The sequence below is a fragment of the Paenibacillus abyssi genome (assembly GCF_014640295.1).
GTDB classification, from domain to species: domain Bacteria; phylum Bacillota; class Bacilli; order Paenibacillales; family Paenibacillaceae; genus Paenibacillus_D; species Paenibacillus_D abyssi.
Genome location: NZ_BMGR01000006.1, coordinates 37,199 through 54,038, shown reverse-complemented (window position 1 = coordinate 54,038; position 16,840 = coordinate 37,199). Strand labels below are relative to the sequence as shown.

Below are 16,840 nucleotides of genomic sequence, written 5' to 3'. Positions count from 1 at the left end.
CATGGAGGATCGGGAAGGCTGTCAGGTCATCGTTAATCTCCGTGTAAATGATGAAATAAGGAGCGCCGTTGCCCGTCCTGCGGACACACTTTTGGATGTTCTCAGGGAGAAGCTCGGACTAACCGGCGCTAAACCGGGCTGTAAAAACGGAGACTGCGGCGCGTGCACGGTTCTGGTTGACGGCTGGCCCCAGAAGTCGTGCCTCGTGCTTGCTGTTGAAGCTGTGGGGCAGTGGATTACAACGATTGAAGGTTTAAAGGATACACCGATACAAAGGGCTTTTATCGAACAGTGGGCCTTTCAGTGCGGTTACTGCACACCGGGATTTATTATGAATAGCCATGGCTTAATCCAACATCATCCTAATGCAAATGACGAAACGATTAAAGATTGGCTGAGTTCTAATATTTGCCGCTGCACAGGATATCGGGAAATCAAAGATGCGGTTACATCGGTACTAAAGGAGAAATAAGATGAAGGAACCGGCAGAAGGCAGGATCATTATCTTTTAAACATTCCGAATAAAGGAATGATCATTTTCATCATACCGAAGCCTAAACGAATCCCCGGCCACATTGTCTTCCAGAGGCCCATAAAGTTACCGATCCCGCCAGACGCCGGAGCGGCTGCAGCCCCCGCTCCGGTTCCCGTTCCGGCTGGATTACCAGCGAAAGGAAACCCGCCCCCTCCAAACAGAGACCCTAAAAATCCTGAAATTCGGGCTTTTTCCAAATGATGAGGCGAGGTCCCCATTGTGCCTTCCCCTTTTGTGCCGGAAAGGATCAATTCACCGTTTTCAACGCGATCGACGATGCCAATATAATAGCTGCCGTCATGAAGTACCACGCAGACGGGCTGGCCGATCCAATGGGCTGCGCTTTTATAGTGCACACGACGTTTGGCCATTTTTCGTTTTGAGGCCATTCTTTTCACCTCTCGATCATTAATGTAGATGTTTCTCCACTCTATTCCGTTTTCTGCAAAATGCTTGTGCGAATATACAGCCAGCGGACCTCCGCCGGCTTTTTGTATTGGAAATGGAATAAAACGGACAAGGGTTGGCAAAATAATCTAAGTAATGAAGGGAGGGAGAGCATGTTCTCGACGTATTTAAAAGGCAAAATCAAAAAAAAGAAAGCCTCCCGCGGCGAATCCCAGGAAAAGCAGGATCTGCAGCCGTTTAAGGAAAAGAAGCTATTTGAAGATTTGAAAAGGAATATCGAGACCGTCAAGACTGAACTGGGACATAGTAATGATATTGTGATCCGGGAATTTCGGGTGGGCGGAAACATTCAAGCCGCGGCTTTATTTACCGATGGTTTGAGTGATCAAGTGACGTTATCTGATTTTGTGATAAAAGGCTTGATGCATCTTCAAGATGAAGCGTTGAGTCTGGAGCAGAATATAGGCCCGGAAAAAATAATGCAAATTGTTAAGGAGCAGTTAATCACCTTTGGCGATGTGCAAGAGGTTTCGGATTGGGAACAGCTCTTTAAAAGAATGCTGTCCGGAAGCTCGATTCTGCTCTTCGACGGCTGCGATAAAGCAATATCCGCCGCAACGAAGGGAGGAGAGCAGCGTGGTGTCACGGAGCCATCCACGCAGACTGTCATCCGCGGACCGAGGGAGGCTTTCACGGAATCCATCCGTATCAACACCTCTTTGCTTCGAAGAATTATAAAGAGCCCGAAGCTGTGGCTCGAAGAAAGAACCATTGGCGAAGTGACCCAGACTCAAGTAGGCATTATGTATCTTAAAGGAATCGCAAATGAAGAGATTGTGCAGGAGGTAAGAGACCGGCTGGATCGTATTCAAATCGACGCCATTCTGGAATCCGGATATATCGAAGAATTAATCCAGGATGAGATATGGTCTCCCTTTCCGACCGTGTACAACACGGAAAGGCCTGATGTAACAGCCGGCGGTTTGCTTGAAGGAAGGGTGGCCATTATCGTTGACGGGACGCCATTTGTCCTGCTCGTCCCGGTGGTGCTGAACAGCTTCCTGCAATCAGCGGAAGACTACTATCAGCGCTTTGATCTGGGATCCTTTTTGCGGTTATTGCGGTTCGCCTCTCTTTTTGTTGCACTGCTCTTTCCATCGTTATATGTTGCGATCACCACGTTCCATCAGGAAATGCTGCCGACCTCCTTGATGCTGCATTTATCTGCCCAGCGTGAAGGCGTTCCATTCCCGCCCATTATCGAAGCTTTATTAATGGAGATTGTATTCGAGGTTTTGCGTGAAGCGGGTGTTAGGATGCCGAGTGCTGTAGGAAATACCATTTCTATTGTAGGCGCACTGGTTATTGGACAAGCCGCTGTGGAAGCGGGCATCGTTGCCCCTGCAATGGTAATCGTCGTTTCGTTCACAGCTATTGCCAACTTTGTCATCCCGGCCATCAGCCTGGCGATCGCTGTTCGTCTGCTGCGCTTTGGGCTATTAATTCTTAGCGGCACGCTGGGCATGTTCGGAGTGGCAGTAGGACTGCTGGTGCTTGTTTTACATTTAGCGAGTATAAGGTCATTTGGCATCCCGTATTTATCGCCATTCGCTCCGTTTATGCGCAACCAGCAAAGGGATGCCCTATTTCGTTTTCCGCAATGGGCGATGGATACACGGCCGCCCTTCATAAGCGATGATGAGGATCTTGTGCGGCAAGGCAATAACCAGAAGCCGGAAAAACCCCAAGGCGATCAATCCAGACATGACGGTGAATAAGATGAGAAGAAGCTTTATTTTGATCATGCTGCTGCTCTCCGTTTCGCTCGGCGGCTGCTGGGATATCCGATATTTGGATGAGCTCTCGACCACTGTTGCACTGGGAATCGATCTCAGCGGCAATGATGAGCTTCAAGTGACTGTCCAGGTTGTGAATCCCACCGAAGTGTCGACAGCTTCTAAAGGCGGGGGCGGTTCTTCGCCGGTTACCACTTATAGTGCAACGGGAAAGACGGTGTTTGAAGCAATCCGGCAAATATCAAATGAAACGTCAAGGAGACTTTTTTTTTCGCATAATCAAGTCCTGGTCATTGGTGAAGAATTAGCGAGAAAAGGAGTTGGCGACGTATTTGAATTTATCGAACGGGATCCTGAGGTTCGCACGGATTTTTATGTTGTTGTCGCTAAAGGCGGAAAAGCTGCCGATGTGTTGAAAGTAACAACGCCAATCGAAAAGATTCCCGGAACCAAAGTACACGATAATATTGAAAATGTTGAAAATAAATCCGGCACTTCTTTTGCTGTGCGGGTCGAGGATGTTATCGAGACCATCGGATCGGACAAAAAAGAAATTACAATGGGAAGCATTGAAGTGATCGGAAATGTAGAAACAGGAGGGGATATGAAAAATGTGCAAAAAATCGATCCCCAAACGATTATTAAATTAGACGGCATGGCCGTGTTTAAAGGGGAAAAGCTAATCCAATTCTTTAACGCCAAAAGATCAAGGGGGATATCATGGGTTGACAACAAAATAAAAAGCACAGTTGTTTCTGTGCCCTGCAAAAACGAAGGGAGGACTGTGATTGAAATTATCCATTCCTCGACCAAGATGAAGGCGAAGTTTCAGCAAGGGAAACCATATATCGATATCAAGATCATGCAAGAAGCCAATATAGCAGAGATTTTATGCCCCGGCATGAAGGGCGCCGCCAAAGCCGTCTTTGATCAGTTGGCAAAAGAGACAGGACAAGAGGTGACCAAAGAGATTACGGATACGGTAACAAGGGCGCAAAAATTGAATACGGATATATTCGGTTTCGCAGATGCAATTTACAAAGCAAACCCGTCTTACTGGAAGAAGAACCGGCACAATTGGGATTATATATATCCGAAGATCCCTATCCATGTTGAGGTAATTACGCAAATACGCAGAGAAGGCATAAGAAACAAATCCTATTTCGAAAAAATTCTTAGGGAGTAAGAGGGGTAAAAAGAATATGCGAGCAGTAGTTGCGATTATTGTCGTTGGCAGCGCCTTTTTCCTCTGGCAGGGAAGAATGCTAATCAGACAAAAAAGGAAAAAAGAATGGATTGTCTTTACGGTGTCATTGCTCATTGCGATGGCACTTTATATTAGTGTGGGCCTGCATCTTTCAATCCCATCCCCCACGGAGATGATTGGAAATTGGTTAGAGCCCTTTATCAAACCAATTGTGAAATGGACGGAAGGAGGGTATTGATGATCGAGAACGGCAAGATTTCGCTGTTACAATTCGGGATCGCTGTATATATGTTTGCGCTAGGGAGCACAGCTCTGTTAGCCCCCTCCATTATCGTTTCGATCGCGAAGCAGGACGGATGGATTTCAGTTATTTTTTGCATGCTTGTCATTGTCGCTTTTGTTTCCTTATGGAGCAGGTTATCCAAGCGATATCCGGGCCAAAGCATGATACAGTACGGTGAACGGATTCTTGGAACATGGCCGGGTAAGCTGGTGGGCCTGATATACATCTGGTATTTCTTGTACCTCAGTTCATTAGTGCTTCGAAACCTGGGGGATTTTATTACGACCAGTGTATTGTCGCAAACGCCGATTCAATTTGTCCATATCATGTTTATGATTCCTGTCCTTTATGGGGCTTATTTGGGCCTGGAGGTGATTGCAAGAACGGGCGAAGTATTATTTCCGTGGATTTTAGTCATTTTTAGTGTAACAATCCTCTTATTGCTCAAGAACATCGATCCCGGCCAGGTGCTGCCGATTCTGCCTGATGGCTTATTAATGCCGCTCAAGGGCGTTTATCCTTTACTGGGCTTCCCAATCAGTGAATTAGTTGTATTTCTGCTTGTGATCCCCTTCGTCAAAGGGCAAAACAAAATTAAAAAATACTTTAATCTATATTTTCTTCTTGCAGCGGCAACCGGTGCTTGCATTGTATTTATATCGATTTCAGTACTAGGGGTGGACGTTACAGCAAGGAGCACCTTTTCAGTATTTGATATGGCTAAGGAAATCAATGTCGGCAACTTTTTTGAGCGTGTGGAGGTACTCGTAGGCGGGATTTGGATGATGACGATCTTTGTGAAATTGTCAATCTGTTTTTATGCGGCTAATCTTGCGACTGCCCAACTGTTCAACCTGAGAAGCTATCGCGTTACCCTGCTTCCATTTGGTATGTTCGTGCTGGCTTTGTCTATACTCGGTTATAAAAATACCGCTGAATCCGCTTGGTTTATCACAACGGCATACCCGATCTATAGTTTATTTCATGGGCTAGTGATACCCGCTCTATTGTTAATGATCGGAAAGCTCAGAAGATTAAAAGGATAACTTCGGTTGTCCTTATGAGGTCTTCTCGTATTGACAATCGACAATGAAATTGATATTATAATACATAATACCGATTGTTTTAGTCGGAATATAATTGAAATCCATAGATTTCCGTTATAAGGTTCAGATGACTTGACATTTATAACTGTATTTATTATGATTACAGTACGACATGGGAAATGTTCGATTTTTTTTAACTTATATGTAATTAAAATCATTACAGTTTTGTTTTGACTTTATATAGGTGGTGAAGGCAGATGAAATTTGAAATTAGCGATTGGGTGCAGGGGACGACGAGGAATGGCGAATTAATTCATGGTTTTATCGAAACGATCGACCGGGTAGATGGAATCGTAAAAGTGAATATTGTTGAATCAGACAATGAGGATATAATAGGAAAACATGTCGCTGTACGTGAATATTGGCTTAAAAAATTACCATTACTTCCGATCGACGAACCCGAGCATATTAACAATCTAATTGATATTGCTTTATCAACCTGGGATGAAGCTTGGTTTATGGAGCTTTCCGCAAAATTAAAAGCTATTCAGCATCATCCGGTTAAAGTCGGCAGCGATGATCTCGCATACCCGTCTTTTAATAACCGATTGGGCCTGAGCAGACCGTTCTAATCCCGCAAGTTTACTTACAAATAAGACAACTACAAACAATGGAGTGATCATACAACATGAATCCGAACTATCGTCCTTTATTCGAATCATTCGTTTTTAACAGCGGTGTGGAGCTTAAAAACCGCATTGTGATGGCACCAATGACTAATTTCTCATCCAATGAGGACGGTACGGTTTCAGACGCTGAAGTTGAATACTATGCCCGCAGGTCTAACGGGGTCGGCATGGTGGTTACAGCTTGTACCTATGTAACCCCGAACGGAAAAGGATTTCCAGGTGAATTTGCCGGCGACAGTGACGACATGATTCCGAGCTTGCAGCGACTGGCAGCAAACATTAAGGAAAAGGGAGCAAAGGCAGTTCTGCAGATCTTCCACGGGGGCCGGCAGGTTCCTCCGAATCTGGTTCCTGATGGCGATGTCGTAAGCGCAAGTGCAGTGGCTTCATCAGAAAATGCGGGGGTTGAGCCCAGAGCATTGACGGAATCAGAAGTCGAAGCGATTATCCGTGATTTTGGCCAAGCGACCCGCAGAGCGATTGAAGCCGGATATGATGGCGTTGAAATTCACGGAGCCAATGGATACCTTATCCAGCAATTTTTCTCCCCGCATTCCAATCGGCGTGAAGACCGTTGGGGAGGCGATCTGGAAAAACGGCTGACCTTCCCGCTGGCAGTTGTGGACGAAGTAAAACGGGTTGTGGCTGAGCATGCGAAGGGACCGTTTCTTGTGGGCTACCGGTTATCGCCGGAAGAAGCGGAAACGCCAGGCATTACGATGTCAGATACATTGAGATTAGTGGATGCATTAGCAGATAAACAGCTGGATTACATTCATGTCTCTTTAATGGACTTTTGGTCTGCTCCAAGACGCGGAGCAGACGACAGCAAATCCCGTATCGAATGGATTCAAGAGCGCGTCGGACACCGTGTCCCGGTCATCGGCGTAGGTTCGATTCATACTGCGGATGATGCAATAAAAGCATTGCAAACGGGTATTCCGCTGATCGCCTTGGGCCGCGAGATCATTGTCGAGCCGGATTGGGTCGAAAAGGTCGCTCAAGGACGGGAATCGGAAATCAGGACCACGCTCAGTAAAGAGGACCAGGAGCGGTTGGTCGTGCCGGATCCGCTTTGGCAGGCTATTATCAATACTCCGGGATGGTTTCCGGTCGTTTAATGCCAGGAAATCAATGAGAAACTTTTTCTGTTGATGAGACAGATCCTCATTTCAAATGAAAACAGCAAGTCTCCGTGTGTTAATGGAGACTTGCTGTTTTTATTTTTGGTCCGGAAATCCTTGAAAATCTGGCAGACAACAGCGATTGGAGCAGCGGACCGCTCGCGGACTTGCATTAGCGCTGGGCAGGTGCCGATTCGGAACGCCTAGCGCGACAAGCTTTAATGACAAGCTTCAATGATGTTGACATCCAGCAGCGATTCATATACAATTATCTTAAATTAAAGATAATTAACTTTGAGATATTAATGAGATCGATCTCTGAGGGGGCATGTTATCGATGAAGGGCAATGAGGAGTCCCTCTTGCTGGACGATCGGGAGCTTTCGCTGAAGCTGTTTGTCATACTCTCCAAAGCATACAAGGTCATTATGGATCGAGCGGTCAGGGATATGAAGCGGTACGGGCTTTCCCCGTCCGAGTTTACCGTACTGGAGCTGCTGTATCACAAGGGCAGATTCCCGTTACAGCAGATTGGAGGCAAGATTTTGGTCACCAGCGGCAGCATTACCTACAATATCGATAAGTTGGAGGAAAAAGGATACCTCAAGCGGATTCCAAGTACGGAAGATCGGAGAGTCACGTATGCGGAAATTACAGCTGCGGGGCGGGAGCGATTCGACAATATTTTCCCGGATCATGCGCATGTGATCGAGACGATCATGCAGGGCCTTGCCCCGGAGGAAAAAGCGGAAGCAATCGGTTTGCTGAAAAAGCTGGGGTTAGAAGCGCAGAAAATGATTTAATAATATAACATGAAGGAGTGAATAACATGAATAAACAAACAGCAGGAATCCATCACATTACATCTTTTGTAGGCGATCCACAGGGAAACGTCGATTTCTATGCGGGGGTGCTGGGGCTTCGGCTCGTTAAAAAGACGATTAACTTCGATGCGCCGGAAGTTTATCATTTGTATTTCGGCAATGAGGCGGGAAGCCCCGGCACGGCAATAACCTTTTTCCCGTCAGCCAATAATCGCAGAGGGCGCATCGGGGGAGGACAGGTCGGCATTACGACGTATGTCGTTCCGACTGGATCGTTTGATTTTTGGGAAGAGCGGATGCGCAAGCTGAAGGTAGCCCATACCGTAACGGAGCGGTTTTCGGAACGATATCTTCAATTTAAAGATTATGATGGTCTGCAGCTTGAGATTGTAGAGCGAGAGGAAGGGCCTTTAAGTAAATGGTCATTTGGAGGCGTTCCTGCAGATAAAGCGATCAAAGGCTTCGGCGGTGCGCTGCTCTACAGTGTTGCGCCTGACAAAACAATGGAGCTTCTGCAGCAGGTAATGGGTCTTGAACGGGTAGGGCAGGAAGGAGATTATGTCCGTTTTCGCGCTGCAGGTGACCTTGGTAATGTGATCGACATCAACCATACGGCAATGGGATGGGGCATTGGCGGTGCAGGCACCGTTCACCATATCGCATGGCGGGCGAAGGATGACCAGGATCATCAATCATGGAGAAACCATATTCAGCAGCATGGCTTCCAACCGACGCCGATCATCGACCGTCAATACTTTAATGCGATCTACTTCCGTGAAGCAGGAGGCATCCTCTTCGAGATTGCAACGGATACTCCGGGGTTTGCAACGGATGAACAAGCTGATGTTTTGGGTGAAAAGCTGATGCTTCCGGATTGGTTTGAACCCCACCGCCAGCAAATCGAAGAAGGCTTGGCACCCATTCAAGTTCGCGTATTGGAGGAGGATAAATAATGAAGCATATTTTTCAAAAGGGTTCGGAACCTGCAGCGCCAACACTTTTGCTTTTACATGGAACAGGCGGGAACGAGCATGATCTGCTGCCGCTGGCAGAGGCGATTGCGCCGGGCGCATCGGTACTTAGCGTCCGCGGCAATGTGCTTGAGAACGGGATGCCGCGGTTCTTCAGGCGGCTTGCGGAGGGCGTATTTGATATCGAGGATCTGATCTTCCGCACGAAGGAGCTGCATGATTTCCTGGATCATGCTGCAGCTGAGTACGGGTTTGATCGTCATAACGTAGTTGCGGTCGGCTATTCGAACGGGGCCAACATTGCAGGAAGCCTCCTGTTCCACTACAAGAACAGCTTGAAAGCGGCTGTTCTGCACCATCCGATGGTACCGATTCGCGGCATTGCGCTGCCAGATTTGTCAGGGACGCCGGTCTTTATCGGTGCGGGCAAAAATGATCCGATCTGTCCTCCCCAGGAGACCGAGGATCTGCTGCAGCTTCTCGAAGGCGCGGGCGCTTCCGTAACGGTACAATGGGAACAACGGGGCCATCAGCTCACGAATACGGAAGTCATGGCTGCTGCCGACTGGTACAACCGGCATGTAGCCAAATAAATGCTGTATAAGGACGAAAGGAGAATGAGCTTGATATCAATTGATCCTGCAGCCCAGAGTGAACGGGAAAACTACAAATTATTAATCGGCGGCATTATCCCAAGACCGATTGCGTTTGTAACGACACGCTCGAAGACGGGGGTCGTTAATGCGGCGCCTTACAGTTATTTTTCGATTGTATCGGCTAATCCTCCTATGGTGTCCATTTCTGTTCAGCGAAAAAACGGATTGCCAAAAGATACAGCCAGAAATGCGCGGGATACAGGCGAATTAGTCGTCCATATCAGCGATGAGTCATACATTGAGGCAATTAATCAAACCGCAGCCAGCCTGCCGCCGGATGAGAGCGAAGTTGAATTCGCCGGACTTACAGCCGTTCCAAGCGACAAGGTAGCGGTGCCCGGTATTGCGGAAGCAAAAATCCGGATGGAGTGTATCCTTGATCGCTCCATACCGCTCGGCGGAACGGCGGATTCGCCGGCATGCGATCTGTTAATTGCCCGAGTCGTCTATTTTCATATTCAAGAAGAGCTCTACGACGATGGACATATTGATGCACAAGCGCTCCGCCCGGTAAGCCGGCTTGCCGGCAGCAACTACAGCAAGCTGGGCGAGATGTTCTCGCTTGAACGGCCTGATTGATAACGGAGTCCCAGGATTAGGAAAGAGGCTGTGGCCTGAGATTGTACAAAAAAAGCCTTTCCTTTGTTCATGTTTGGTCTACTTACATGTTAACAAGGAAAGGCTTTTTTTTGTTTGTTTTAGGAAAGAAACGGTTACGCCTAAACGAAGCAGATCGAATGATTCTGGAGAAGCGTCAGCGGTCGGAAGAACATTCGACTGCGCAGTGAATGCGGTAAGGGGGCTGTCCCATCGTCATCATCGATGGGACAGCCCCATGCTGTCAGAATATCTTATACGAAGTGATTGAAATCATGAGAAACAGATCATAATAATCACCAACTACAATCTCAAGGATAAGAATGGATAGAGTGAAATGAATAATCATGAAATGTTAAGTACAGGGCAGACTCCGATATCCATCGACGCGCTTGAACGAATGCTGTCCAACATGACGGACGCAGAAATTATAGATCGCCATTATAACAAGGATCAAAAGGTTACCTTGCTGTATATTGAAACGTTAATCAATCCGGAACGGTTGAATGAATCGGTGATCGAACCGCTGAATCGTGGTTTGCACGATTCGATTTACGATGCCATTTCCTCTACCAAAGTATCGGAAATCAGCACGATGGAAGAGGCAGAGGTCGCGCTTATGCGTGGATGCGTCATTCTGCATGATCCCTCGCAGAGCCAGTGGTGGTCCGTGCTGATTGAAAGCTCATTGAGCCGCGCAATTGAATCTTCCGAGACGGAAACCATATTATACGGACCGAAGGACAGCTTCAGTGAACAATTAGAACAAAACATTACAATGATTCGCAGAAGGCTTCCTTTAACCACGTTAAAAGCGGAACGCTTTACGGTCGGCTCGACCAGTAAAACTCCGGTTGTCATGATGTACATAGAAGGCTTGACCAATCCCGAATTTGTTGATACTGCAAGAAGTAAAATTATCGAAATTGATTTTGACCTGTTTCTGGATTCTTCTCATCTGGCGGCTTTTATGGAGGATCATACGCACAGCGTCTTTCCGCAGTATCAGCAAACCGACCGGCCGGACACCTGTGCCTACGCTTTGGATATCGGAAAGCTAACGATATTGGTCGGCAATACGCCGTTTGCCTTAATTGCCCCGATTACTTTCTTTCATCTGTTTCAATCGCCGGAGGACTATATTAATCGTTGGTTAGTCGCCAGCTTTTTGCGCATCATCCGTTATTTAAGTTTTTTTCTTTCCTTGATTTTGATCCCGCTCTATGTTGCGTTATCCACCCATCATTATCAGATGATTCCGATGCAAATTCTTTTTGTGTTATTGGAATCCCGCAGCAAGCTGCCCTTTTCTCCATTTTGGGAAGCTTTATTGATGCTGATTACGTTGGAAATTATTAAGGAAGCCAGTCTTCGTATGCCTTCGAAATCAGGTCAAACGTTAGGCGTTATAGGCGGTATTGTGATCGGGGAAGCGACTGTATCGGCGGGATTTTCCAGTACAGTATTGATTGTGCTTGTCGGGATTTCCGCGATCGCTTCCTTCCTGGTTCCGAATTATCTGGTCACCAAATCCAATACGCTCATTCAATTCGGCTTTCTTGTGCTTTCTTCATTTCTTGGGCTTTTGGGCATCGTGCTTGGAATTATTGGCGTGCTAGCACATCTGAACTCGCTGACCTCTCTGAAGCAGCCATATTTTGCGCCATTGGCTCCATTTTATTGGCGGGGCTGGATGGATGTATTCATCCGGGGGCCGTTGAAATACATGAAGTCCCGTCCAGAATATCTGCACCCCCTGCAAAGATGGCGATACGGCCGAAGGAGATGAATGGTGTGAAAGCAATAAGCTTGTATAACAAAACGTCTGCCTTTAACGGTATTTATATCGTGTTTCTGGTCAACCGTCTTCAAATGCTGTACTTCGTATTGCTGCAGGCGACTTTTCTGGTGTACCCTCATATGATTTGGGCCATCGTTGCGGTGGGGGCTTTGTCCCAAATCAATCTCATTCTTGTATCCAAATGCTTTTCATCGGAGCTGCTGTTAAAGGGGTATCAAGGATATGTGGAGCTTTTTGGAAAACAAGGCGTTCGTATTTTGGCGGGTATAGGTTTATTGTTCCTGATTGTAAAAATCATTGTAACCGTACTTGGATATATGGAAATGGTGCATTATTTTGTGTTTCCTTCCATGGATTCGAATTGGCTGATTTTATCCGTATTACTGCTGGGCTATTATGTGGCTGCGAAAGGAATGGATAATACGATTCGTTACGTCAGTATAGTTTTTTTATGTACATTCTGGATGATCGGGCTCGTGTTCCCGTTTTTCTTTCCTCCGATTGCGTCGATTTATGATCTCTTTCCATTGGTTCCAACAAGCTGGACGTTCCAATCTTGGAAAGGGGTGTTATTAATCTGGTCATCGTTATCAGGGCCTGAATATCTTTTGGTATTACTCCCTTGGCTTGGCAAGCAGCAAAAATCGCTGAAGTATTTATCAATTGGAAATGCAATTTCCGTTGCGGAATATCTGTTATTGTTTATTGCGGCTATACTGTTCTTTGGATCCCATTATCTGGATAAAAGCAAATTTCCGGTGAAATCGATGATCCGTTATTTACAGTCCCCTATATTTGAGCGCATTGATATCTTGATGGTATCGTTACATATTTTTCTTGTTGTCTTTGCCTTCTCCATTTTCATGTTAATGTTCTATGGGGGCTTACGGATCGTGATGGGGAGATCGCTGCAGCCTGGAAAGCTTACCGGTTTTGTGATCAGTTTGATTGCCTTGACAGCGGTTATGATCATCTTGAATGAATGGATATGGAAAGGATACACTGGGACGAATATGCTGCTTGAGCTTCAGATTTGGCTGGGGGCGCTAACCTATCTGCTCGTTCCCTCATTCTTTCTGCTCGCGATTAAACGAAAGGAGCGGCTGAAATTATGAAGCGTAATTACTGTGTGAGCTTATTAGTCCTATCAGGTGTTTTTATACTGATCACGGGATGTGCCCCGTTTGTGGAGAACAATCGGATTGAAGAGATTGCGCCTGTCATCTTCTGGTCCATTGACCAGGGGGAAGAAGGGCGTTTATCGATCTGCACCTTGGTCCCGCCCCTGGTTAAGGAAAAAAAACGTCTGCTCACACAGAATGTTCATCTGCTGAAAGAAGGCGGGAAGCTGTTTAATTTAATCTATTACCGCGAACTAAAGCTAGGCCAGCTGCGAATGCTTCTAGTCAATGAGGAGGTTGCAAAACAAGGATTGAATTCGCTGATCAACACGCTGTTCATCGATCCGGAGGTTTCTCCGCGCCTTTATCTGGTCATCATTAAAGGGGATTTTGAAGCCTATATTCAGAATCAGCTGGATAAACAGCCGAATCTGGATTATTTTCTCTACAGGATGTTTAAACATTATGAGGAAAAACATCAAGGGGAGATGTCAATCGTCAATTTGCATACCTTCATGAAAAATTTGCATACACCTTTATCTGTTCCGTTTTTACCCGTTTTTAAGGCTGGCAAAGAGAGCTTCACTTATGAAGGGACCGCTTTTTTCAGACATGACGCGATGATCGCCACGGCCAGCGGCATAGACGATCAAATTATGCAGCTTCTCAGCAATGATCACTATCTCCGGCTTCTTCCGATCCCGTCATTGTCGGTGACGGTCGGCCATATTCGTTCGAAGGTCCGGATCAAGCTGGCCGATTCATCAGCTGCTGTGAACGTGGAGCTGTATGGGAGAGTTGAAGAGTACCGGGGAGATAAAGATATTCTGGACCATGCAGAAGCTACCGAGCTTAATGATCAGATTCAAACTTATTTGGAAAAACATACATTAGAGCTCCTGCAAAAAATGCAGCGATGGAAAGTGGATCCTCTTGAAATAGGCCGACATACAATGACACCCTTCACAAAGCCGATGAGCGATGAAGCATGGCTGGAAAAATGGCAGCAATTGAAGTTTGATGTGAACTATGATATTGACATTCAACCCTTCGTCGAGAAAAAATAATCGACTGATTAAATCCTGCGAAAAGAGGGTTTAGATTTCTTATCCAATTTGCATTAAAACTACACAGCTTGACAATATGAACTGTATCTTTTATGATTACAGTATCTTTACGAGCCGGTAAAGAAATGCGTGTTGGCGCATTTTTTTGGTAGAAGTGTAACTAAAATTATTACAGTTTAATTGTTTTTCAGTAATGGATGATGAATCGAAAAATCTCTGCAAAAAGAGAGGCTGGGCTTGATGTTTTTTCTAATAGTAGCTGCTGTTGCTGGGGTTTCAGTTCTGCTGTATTCTCTGTATCAAAGGCATATACCGGTACATGGGGTGCCGTACATCGATATTGAGAATGCCGGGATGAACAACGATGCGGTCGTATTGGACGTCCGTGATTATAGTGATGCAACGAAGCATCCAGTAGAGGGAGTCGTTCAATTGCCCTATGCTTATTTAAATCGGCACGCTGGTGAGATTCAGAAACGCAAGGTTCTTGTTATTGTGTCAGACCGCATGTTACTGAATTTAACGGTTCGGTATTTGCGCAGGAAAGGTTTCACGATAATGGGGTATTATATTCGTTACGGATGATGATACCCGCAGGGGAACCGTAACATCATACTGTTCAGAGAGGATCATTCAACAATGACAATGACAACAGCCGACAGGCAGCAAATTTTGGATGCATTACAATTTCGGCATGCAGCAAAGGAATTTGATCCGGACAAAAAAATTCCGGATGAAGATTTTCATTTGATTTTGGAGGCGGGCAGGCTGTCTCCAAGCTCTATCGGCCTCGAACCGTGGAAGTTTTTGATTGTTCAAAATACCGAGCTGAGAGAGAAGTTGAAGAAGGTAACCTGGGGCGGTCAAGGGCAGCTTCCAACGGCAAGCCATTTCGTCATTATTCTTGCCAGAACTGCGGTCGACACGAAGTATGGCTCGGAATATATGGCCTCTCACATGAGAGACGTCAGGAAATTGCCGGACGACGTGATCCAACGCGCCTTTGTCCGATACAAAGCCTTTCAAGAAAATGATCTCAAATTATTGGAAAGCGATCGTACGATGTTCGATTGGGCCGGCAAACAGACTTATATCGCACTGGCTAACATGATGACGGTCGCAGCTCAAATCGGCATCGATTCTTGTCCGATCGAAGGGTATGACTTTGATTCTGTTCAAAAGATACTCGATGAGGAAGGATTGCTGGAGGACGGCCATTTGGCGGTATCCGTTATGGTGGCCTTCGGTTACCGTGCCAAAGAACCCCGCCCAAAAACAAGAAAAGAAATGGATCAGGTCGTGCAGTGGATAAAATGATAAGATAACAAGAAAGAAGCCGGTGCGTCGTGCGTCAGCGGCTTCTTTTTTTTTATTGTTATTCCGGTCTCTAGAAGCGGATCGTTTATGATGCGAAAATGCATCTTGTTGAAGGTCTGCTACACGGGTTGATATTGGTTGCGCAGTCCTCTAAGGTCATTGATCGGCTCAGCGCCATTCTCTGTAATAATGACAGTCGGTTCAACCCGGACGCCGCCGAACGGAAAGCCGTGCAGATCGAATTTGATGCCAAACACCATATTCGGTTCAAATATAAAGTCGCTGTTCGGTCCTAAGTCTGGCGTTTCCACAACTTCAAGTCCAACGCCGTGGCCGATGGCTCTCATTCCTTTTGTATAAGGGAGGAAGTATTTCGATAGTCCGGCTTCTTCACAAATCCGATGTGTTTCATGGAATAATTCTTTCCCTGTCATGCCCGGTTTAATGAAATCTACCATTCGTTCATTCGTATCATAGGCGAAATTCATAATTTTGATCTGCTCTTCAGTGGCACCCTCCATGGCGAATGTAATTCCGGTATCGGAACAATAGCCCAGAACCGACGGATTAAAGTCAAACCAGACATAATCTCCACGTTCGATCTTCCTTTCCATAGGGCGCCAGGTTGGAAGATCTGTGTGAGGGCCTGAAACGACCAAATATGCCGAACCGATGTCGCCTCCCCTTGAGCGTGTCACATATTCACCGATCGCCGAAAGCTCGATTTCCGTTTTACCGATTTGCAGCTCCTTTATTGCGGCAAGTATACTGTCGTCTGCTAATCTTCCAGCTGCGCGAATAAGATCAAGTTCATTTTTACTTTTATATAGTCTCTCTCGTTTTACAATATCTCCGGCTTCTACAATATGGATGCCTTCACCCGCTAACGCTCTTTCCATCTCACGGTATAACGAAATAGGGAATAATTCCTCACCGACTACACCAACGGTCTTTACTTCATGAGGAATATTACTTATAAGTTTCGGTAAAAGCGCTTTCATTTCATAGATGTTATGGACGTTTTTCACCCAAGAGAAACGTTTGGCTGCAAAGCGGTTCAGGTTTCCCAGAAAGGCTTGAATTTCGCCTTCTAATGGAATTAATAGTGCATGTGCGGATTCTTCAATGCAGTTAATCGTCCGGAAATTCGTGTAATACATCGAGTAGCCTGGGTGATACTCATCGCTATAAACGAAGAGGGCGTCTAGTCCGGCTTCTTTCATTTTTTCCCTCGTGCGGGACACGCGGCGGTCGAATTCTGTAGCAGCTACTTCCAAAGTCATAAGTAAATCCTCCAATCAGTCTAATTTATTTTGTATAATCGGTAATGTGAACGATCACAATTTAATATTATGTTATAAAATAAGGAATAGTCAACTATATTATCAGATTTTTCTCG

General features: G+C 46.0%; 18 protein-coding genes. 16 read left to right on the top strand and 2 right to left on the bottom strand.

The annotated features are described in order from the left end of the window. Position 1 precedes the first annotated feature (1 nt). A complete protein-coding gene (locus IEW11_RS10175; RefSeq protein ID WP_188530973.1) occupies positions 2–472 on the top strand; it encodes a (2Fe-2S)-binding protein in 471 nt (156 codons plus the stop codon). 29 nt (positions 473–501) lie between these two features. Here IEW11_RS10175 and IEW11_RS10170 read toward each other — a convergent pair whose 3' ends face one another. After that, positions 502–924 (bottom strand): hypothetical protein, encoded by a 423-nt coding sequence (locus IEW11_RS10170; protein ID WP_188530972.1) that lies wholly within the window; start codon positions 922–924, stop codon positions 502–504. Between the two features lie 171 nt (positions 925–1,095). Between IEW11_RS10170 and IEW11_RS10165 the strand changes: the two genes are divergently transcribed. The 15 genes from IEW11_RS10165 (at position 1,096) to IEW11_RS10095 (ending at position 15,441) form a co-directional block, all read left to right on the top strand. After that, positions 1,096–2,721 carry a spore germination protein gene (locus IEW11_RS10165; RefSeq protein WP_188530971.1) on the top strand — a complete coding sequence of 542 codons (1,626 nt, stop codon included), beginning with the start codon at positions 1,096–1,098 and terminating at the stop codon, positions 2,719–2,721. Then, positions 2,708–3,925 (top strand): Ger(x)C family spore germination protein, encoded by a 1,218-nt coding sequence (locus tag IEW11_RS10160; protein ID WP_188530970.1) that lies wholly within the window; start codon positions 2,708–2,710, stop codon positions 3,923–3,925. The genes IEW11_RS10165 and IEW11_RS10160 overlap by 14 nt, the downstream gene beginning before the upstream one ends. Before the next feature lie 16 nt (positions 3,926–3,941). Further along, on the top strand, positions 3,942–4,184 hold the full coding sequence (locus IEW11_RS10155; RefSeq protein ID WP_188530969.1) for a hypothetical protein: 243 nt from the start codon (positions 3,942–3,944) through the stop codon (positions 4,182–4,184). After that, entirely contained in the window at positions 4,184–5,275 is a 1,092-nt protein-coding gene (locus IEW11_RS10150) for a GerAB/ArcD/ProY family transporter (protein ID WP_188530968.1), read from the top strand. The genes IEW11_RS10155 and IEW11_RS10150 overlap by 1 nt, the downstream gene beginning before the upstream one ends. Before the next feature lie 257 nt (positions 5,276–5,532). Beyond that, positions 5,533–5,907 (top strand): hypothetical protein, encoded by a 375-nt coding sequence (locus IEW11_RS10145; RefSeq protein WP_188530967.1) that lies wholly within the window; start codon positions 5,533–5,535, stop codon positions 5,905–5,907. A gap of 56 nt (positions 5,908–5,963) precedes the next feature. Continuing rightward, positions 5,964–7,085: an NADH-dependent flavin oxidoreductase gene (locus IEW11_RS10140; protein ID WP_188530966.1), complete on the top strand. Its 1,122-nt coding sequence runs from the start codon at positions 5,964–5,966 to the stop codon at positions 7,083–7,085. Positions 7,086–7,425: 340 nt separating this feature from the next. After that, positions 7,426–7,890 carry a MarR family winged helix-turn-helix transcriptional regulator gene (locus tag IEW11_RS10135; protein ID WP_188530965.1) on the top strand — a complete coding sequence of 155 codons (465 nt, stop codon included), beginning with the start codon at positions 7,426–7,428 and terminating at the stop codon, positions 7,888–7,890. A gap of 26 nt (positions 7,891–7,916) precedes the next feature. Then, on the top strand, positions 7,917–8,864 hold the full coding sequence (locus IEW11_RS10130) for a ring-cleaving dioxygenase (protein WP_188530964.1): 948 nt from the start codon (positions 7,917–7,919) through the stop codon (positions 8,862–8,864). Further along, positions 8,864–9,475, top strand: coding sequence for an alpha/beta hydrolase (locus IEW11_RS10125; RefSeq protein WP_188530963.1), 612 nt, complete (start codon positions 8,864–8,866; stop codon positions 9,473–9,475). The genes IEW11_RS10130 and IEW11_RS10125 overlap by 1 nt, the downstream gene beginning before the upstream one ends. Before the next feature lie 30 nt (positions 9,476–9,505). Next, on the top strand, positions 9,506–10,117 hold the full coding sequence (locus IEW11_RS10120) for a flavin reductase family protein (RefSeq protein WP_188531170.1): 612 nt from the start codon (positions 9,506–9,508) through the stop codon (positions 10,115–10,117). Between the two features lie 355 nt (positions 10,118–10,472). After that, positions 10,473–11,924 carry a spore germination protein gene (locus IEW11_RS10115; RefSeq protein ID WP_188530962.1) on the top strand — a complete coding sequence of 484 codons (1,452 nt, stop codon included), beginning with the start codon at positions 10,473–10,475 and terminating at the stop codon, positions 11,922–11,924. A gap of 5 nt (positions 11,925–11,929) precedes the next feature. Further along, positions 11,930–13,051, top strand: a complete 1,122-nt coding sequence (locus IEW11_RS10110) for a GerAB/ArcD/ProY family transporter (protein ID WP_188530961.1) — start codon at positions 11,930–11,932, stop codon at positions 13,049–13,051. Between the two features lie 71 nt (positions 13,052–13,122). Continuing rightward, a complete protein-coding gene (locus IEW11_RS10105; RefSeq protein ID WP_229725136.1) occupies positions 13,123–14,124 on the top strand; it encodes a Ger(x)C family spore germination protein in 1,002 nt (333 codons plus the stop codon). A gap of 240 nt (positions 14,125–14,364) precedes the next feature. After that, positions 14,365–14,709 (top strand): rhodanese-like domain-containing protein, encoded by a 345-nt coding sequence (locus IEW11_RS10100; RefSeq protein WP_188530959.1) that lies wholly within the window; start codon positions 14,365–14,367, stop codon positions 14,707–14,709. A gap of 60 nt (positions 14,710–14,769) precedes the next feature. After that, positions 14,770–15,441, top strand: coding sequence for an NAD(P)H-dependent oxidoreductase (locus tag IEW11_RS10095; protein WP_188531169.1), 672 nt, complete (start codon positions 14,770–14,772; stop codon positions 15,439–15,441). Between the two features lie 119 nt (positions 15,442–15,560). On the opposite strand, the gene IEW11_RS10090 is transcribed toward IEW11_RS10095, so the two are convergent. Beyond that, a complete protein-coding gene (locus tag IEW11_RS10090; RefSeq protein ID WP_188530958.1) occupies positions 15,561–16,724 on the bottom strand; it encodes a M24 family metallopeptidase in 1,164 nt (387 codons plus the stop codon). Between the last annotated feature and the right edge of the window lie 116 nt (positions 16,725–16,840).

Coding starts and splice junctions, on each gene's coding strand:
- IEW11_RS10175 (WP_188530973.1), top strand. CDS start 2: ATGGAGGATCGGGAAGGCTGTCAGGTCATCGTTAATCTCCGTGTAAAT.
- IEW11_RS10170 (WP_188530972.1), bottom strand. CDS start 924: ATGGCCTCAAAACGAAAAATGGCCAAACGTCGTGTGCACTATAAAAGC.
- IEW11_RS10165 (WP_188530971.1), top strand. CDS start 1,096: ATGTTCTCGACGTATTTAAAAGGCAAAATCAAAAAAAAGAAAGCCTCC.
- IEW11_RS10160 (WP_188530970.1), top strand. CDS start 2,708: ATGACGGTGAATAAGATGAGAAGAAGCTTTATTTTGATCATGCTGCTG.
- IEW11_RS10155 (WP_188530969.1), top strand. CDS start 3,942: ATGCGAGCAGTAGTTGCGATTATTGTCGTTGGCAGCGCCTTTTTCCTC.
- IEW11_RS10150 (WP_188530968.1), top strand. CDS start 4,184: ATGATCGAGAACGGCAAGATTTCGCTGTTACAATTCGGGATCGCTGTA.
- IEW11_RS10145 (WP_188530967.1), top strand. CDS start 5,533: ATGAAATTTGAAATTAGCGATTGGGTGCAGGGGACGACGAGGAATGGC.
- IEW11_RS10140 (WP_188530966.1), top strand. CDS start 5,964: ATGAATCCGAACTATCGTCCTTTATTCGAATCATTCGTTTTTAACAGC.
- IEW11_RS10135 (WP_188530965.1), top strand. CDS start 7,426: ATGAAGGGCAATGAGGAGTCCCTCTTGCTGGACGATCGGGAGCTTTCG.
- IEW11_RS10130 (WP_188530964.1), top strand. CDS start 7,917: ATGAATAAACAAACAGCAGGAATCCATCACATTACATCTTTTGTAGGC.
- IEW11_RS10125 (WP_188530963.1), top strand. CDS start 8,864: ATGAAGCATATTTTTCAAAAGGGTTCGGAACCTGCAGCGCCAACACTT.
- IEW11_RS10115 (WP_188530962.1), top strand. CDS start 10,473: ATGAATAATCATGAAATGTTAAGTACAGGGCAGACTCCGATATCCATC.
- IEW11_RS10100 (WP_188530959.1), top strand. CDS start 14,365: ATGTTTTTTCTAATAGTAGCTGCTGTTGCTGGGGTTTCAGTTCTGCTG.
- IEW11_RS10095 (WP_188531169.1), top strand. CDS start 14,770: ATGACAACAGCCGACAGGCAGCAAATTTTGGATGCATTACAATTTCGG.
- IEW11_RS10090 (WP_188530958.1), bottom strand. CDS start 16,724: ATGACTTTGGAAGTAGCTGCTACAGAATTCGACCGCCGCGTGTCCCGC.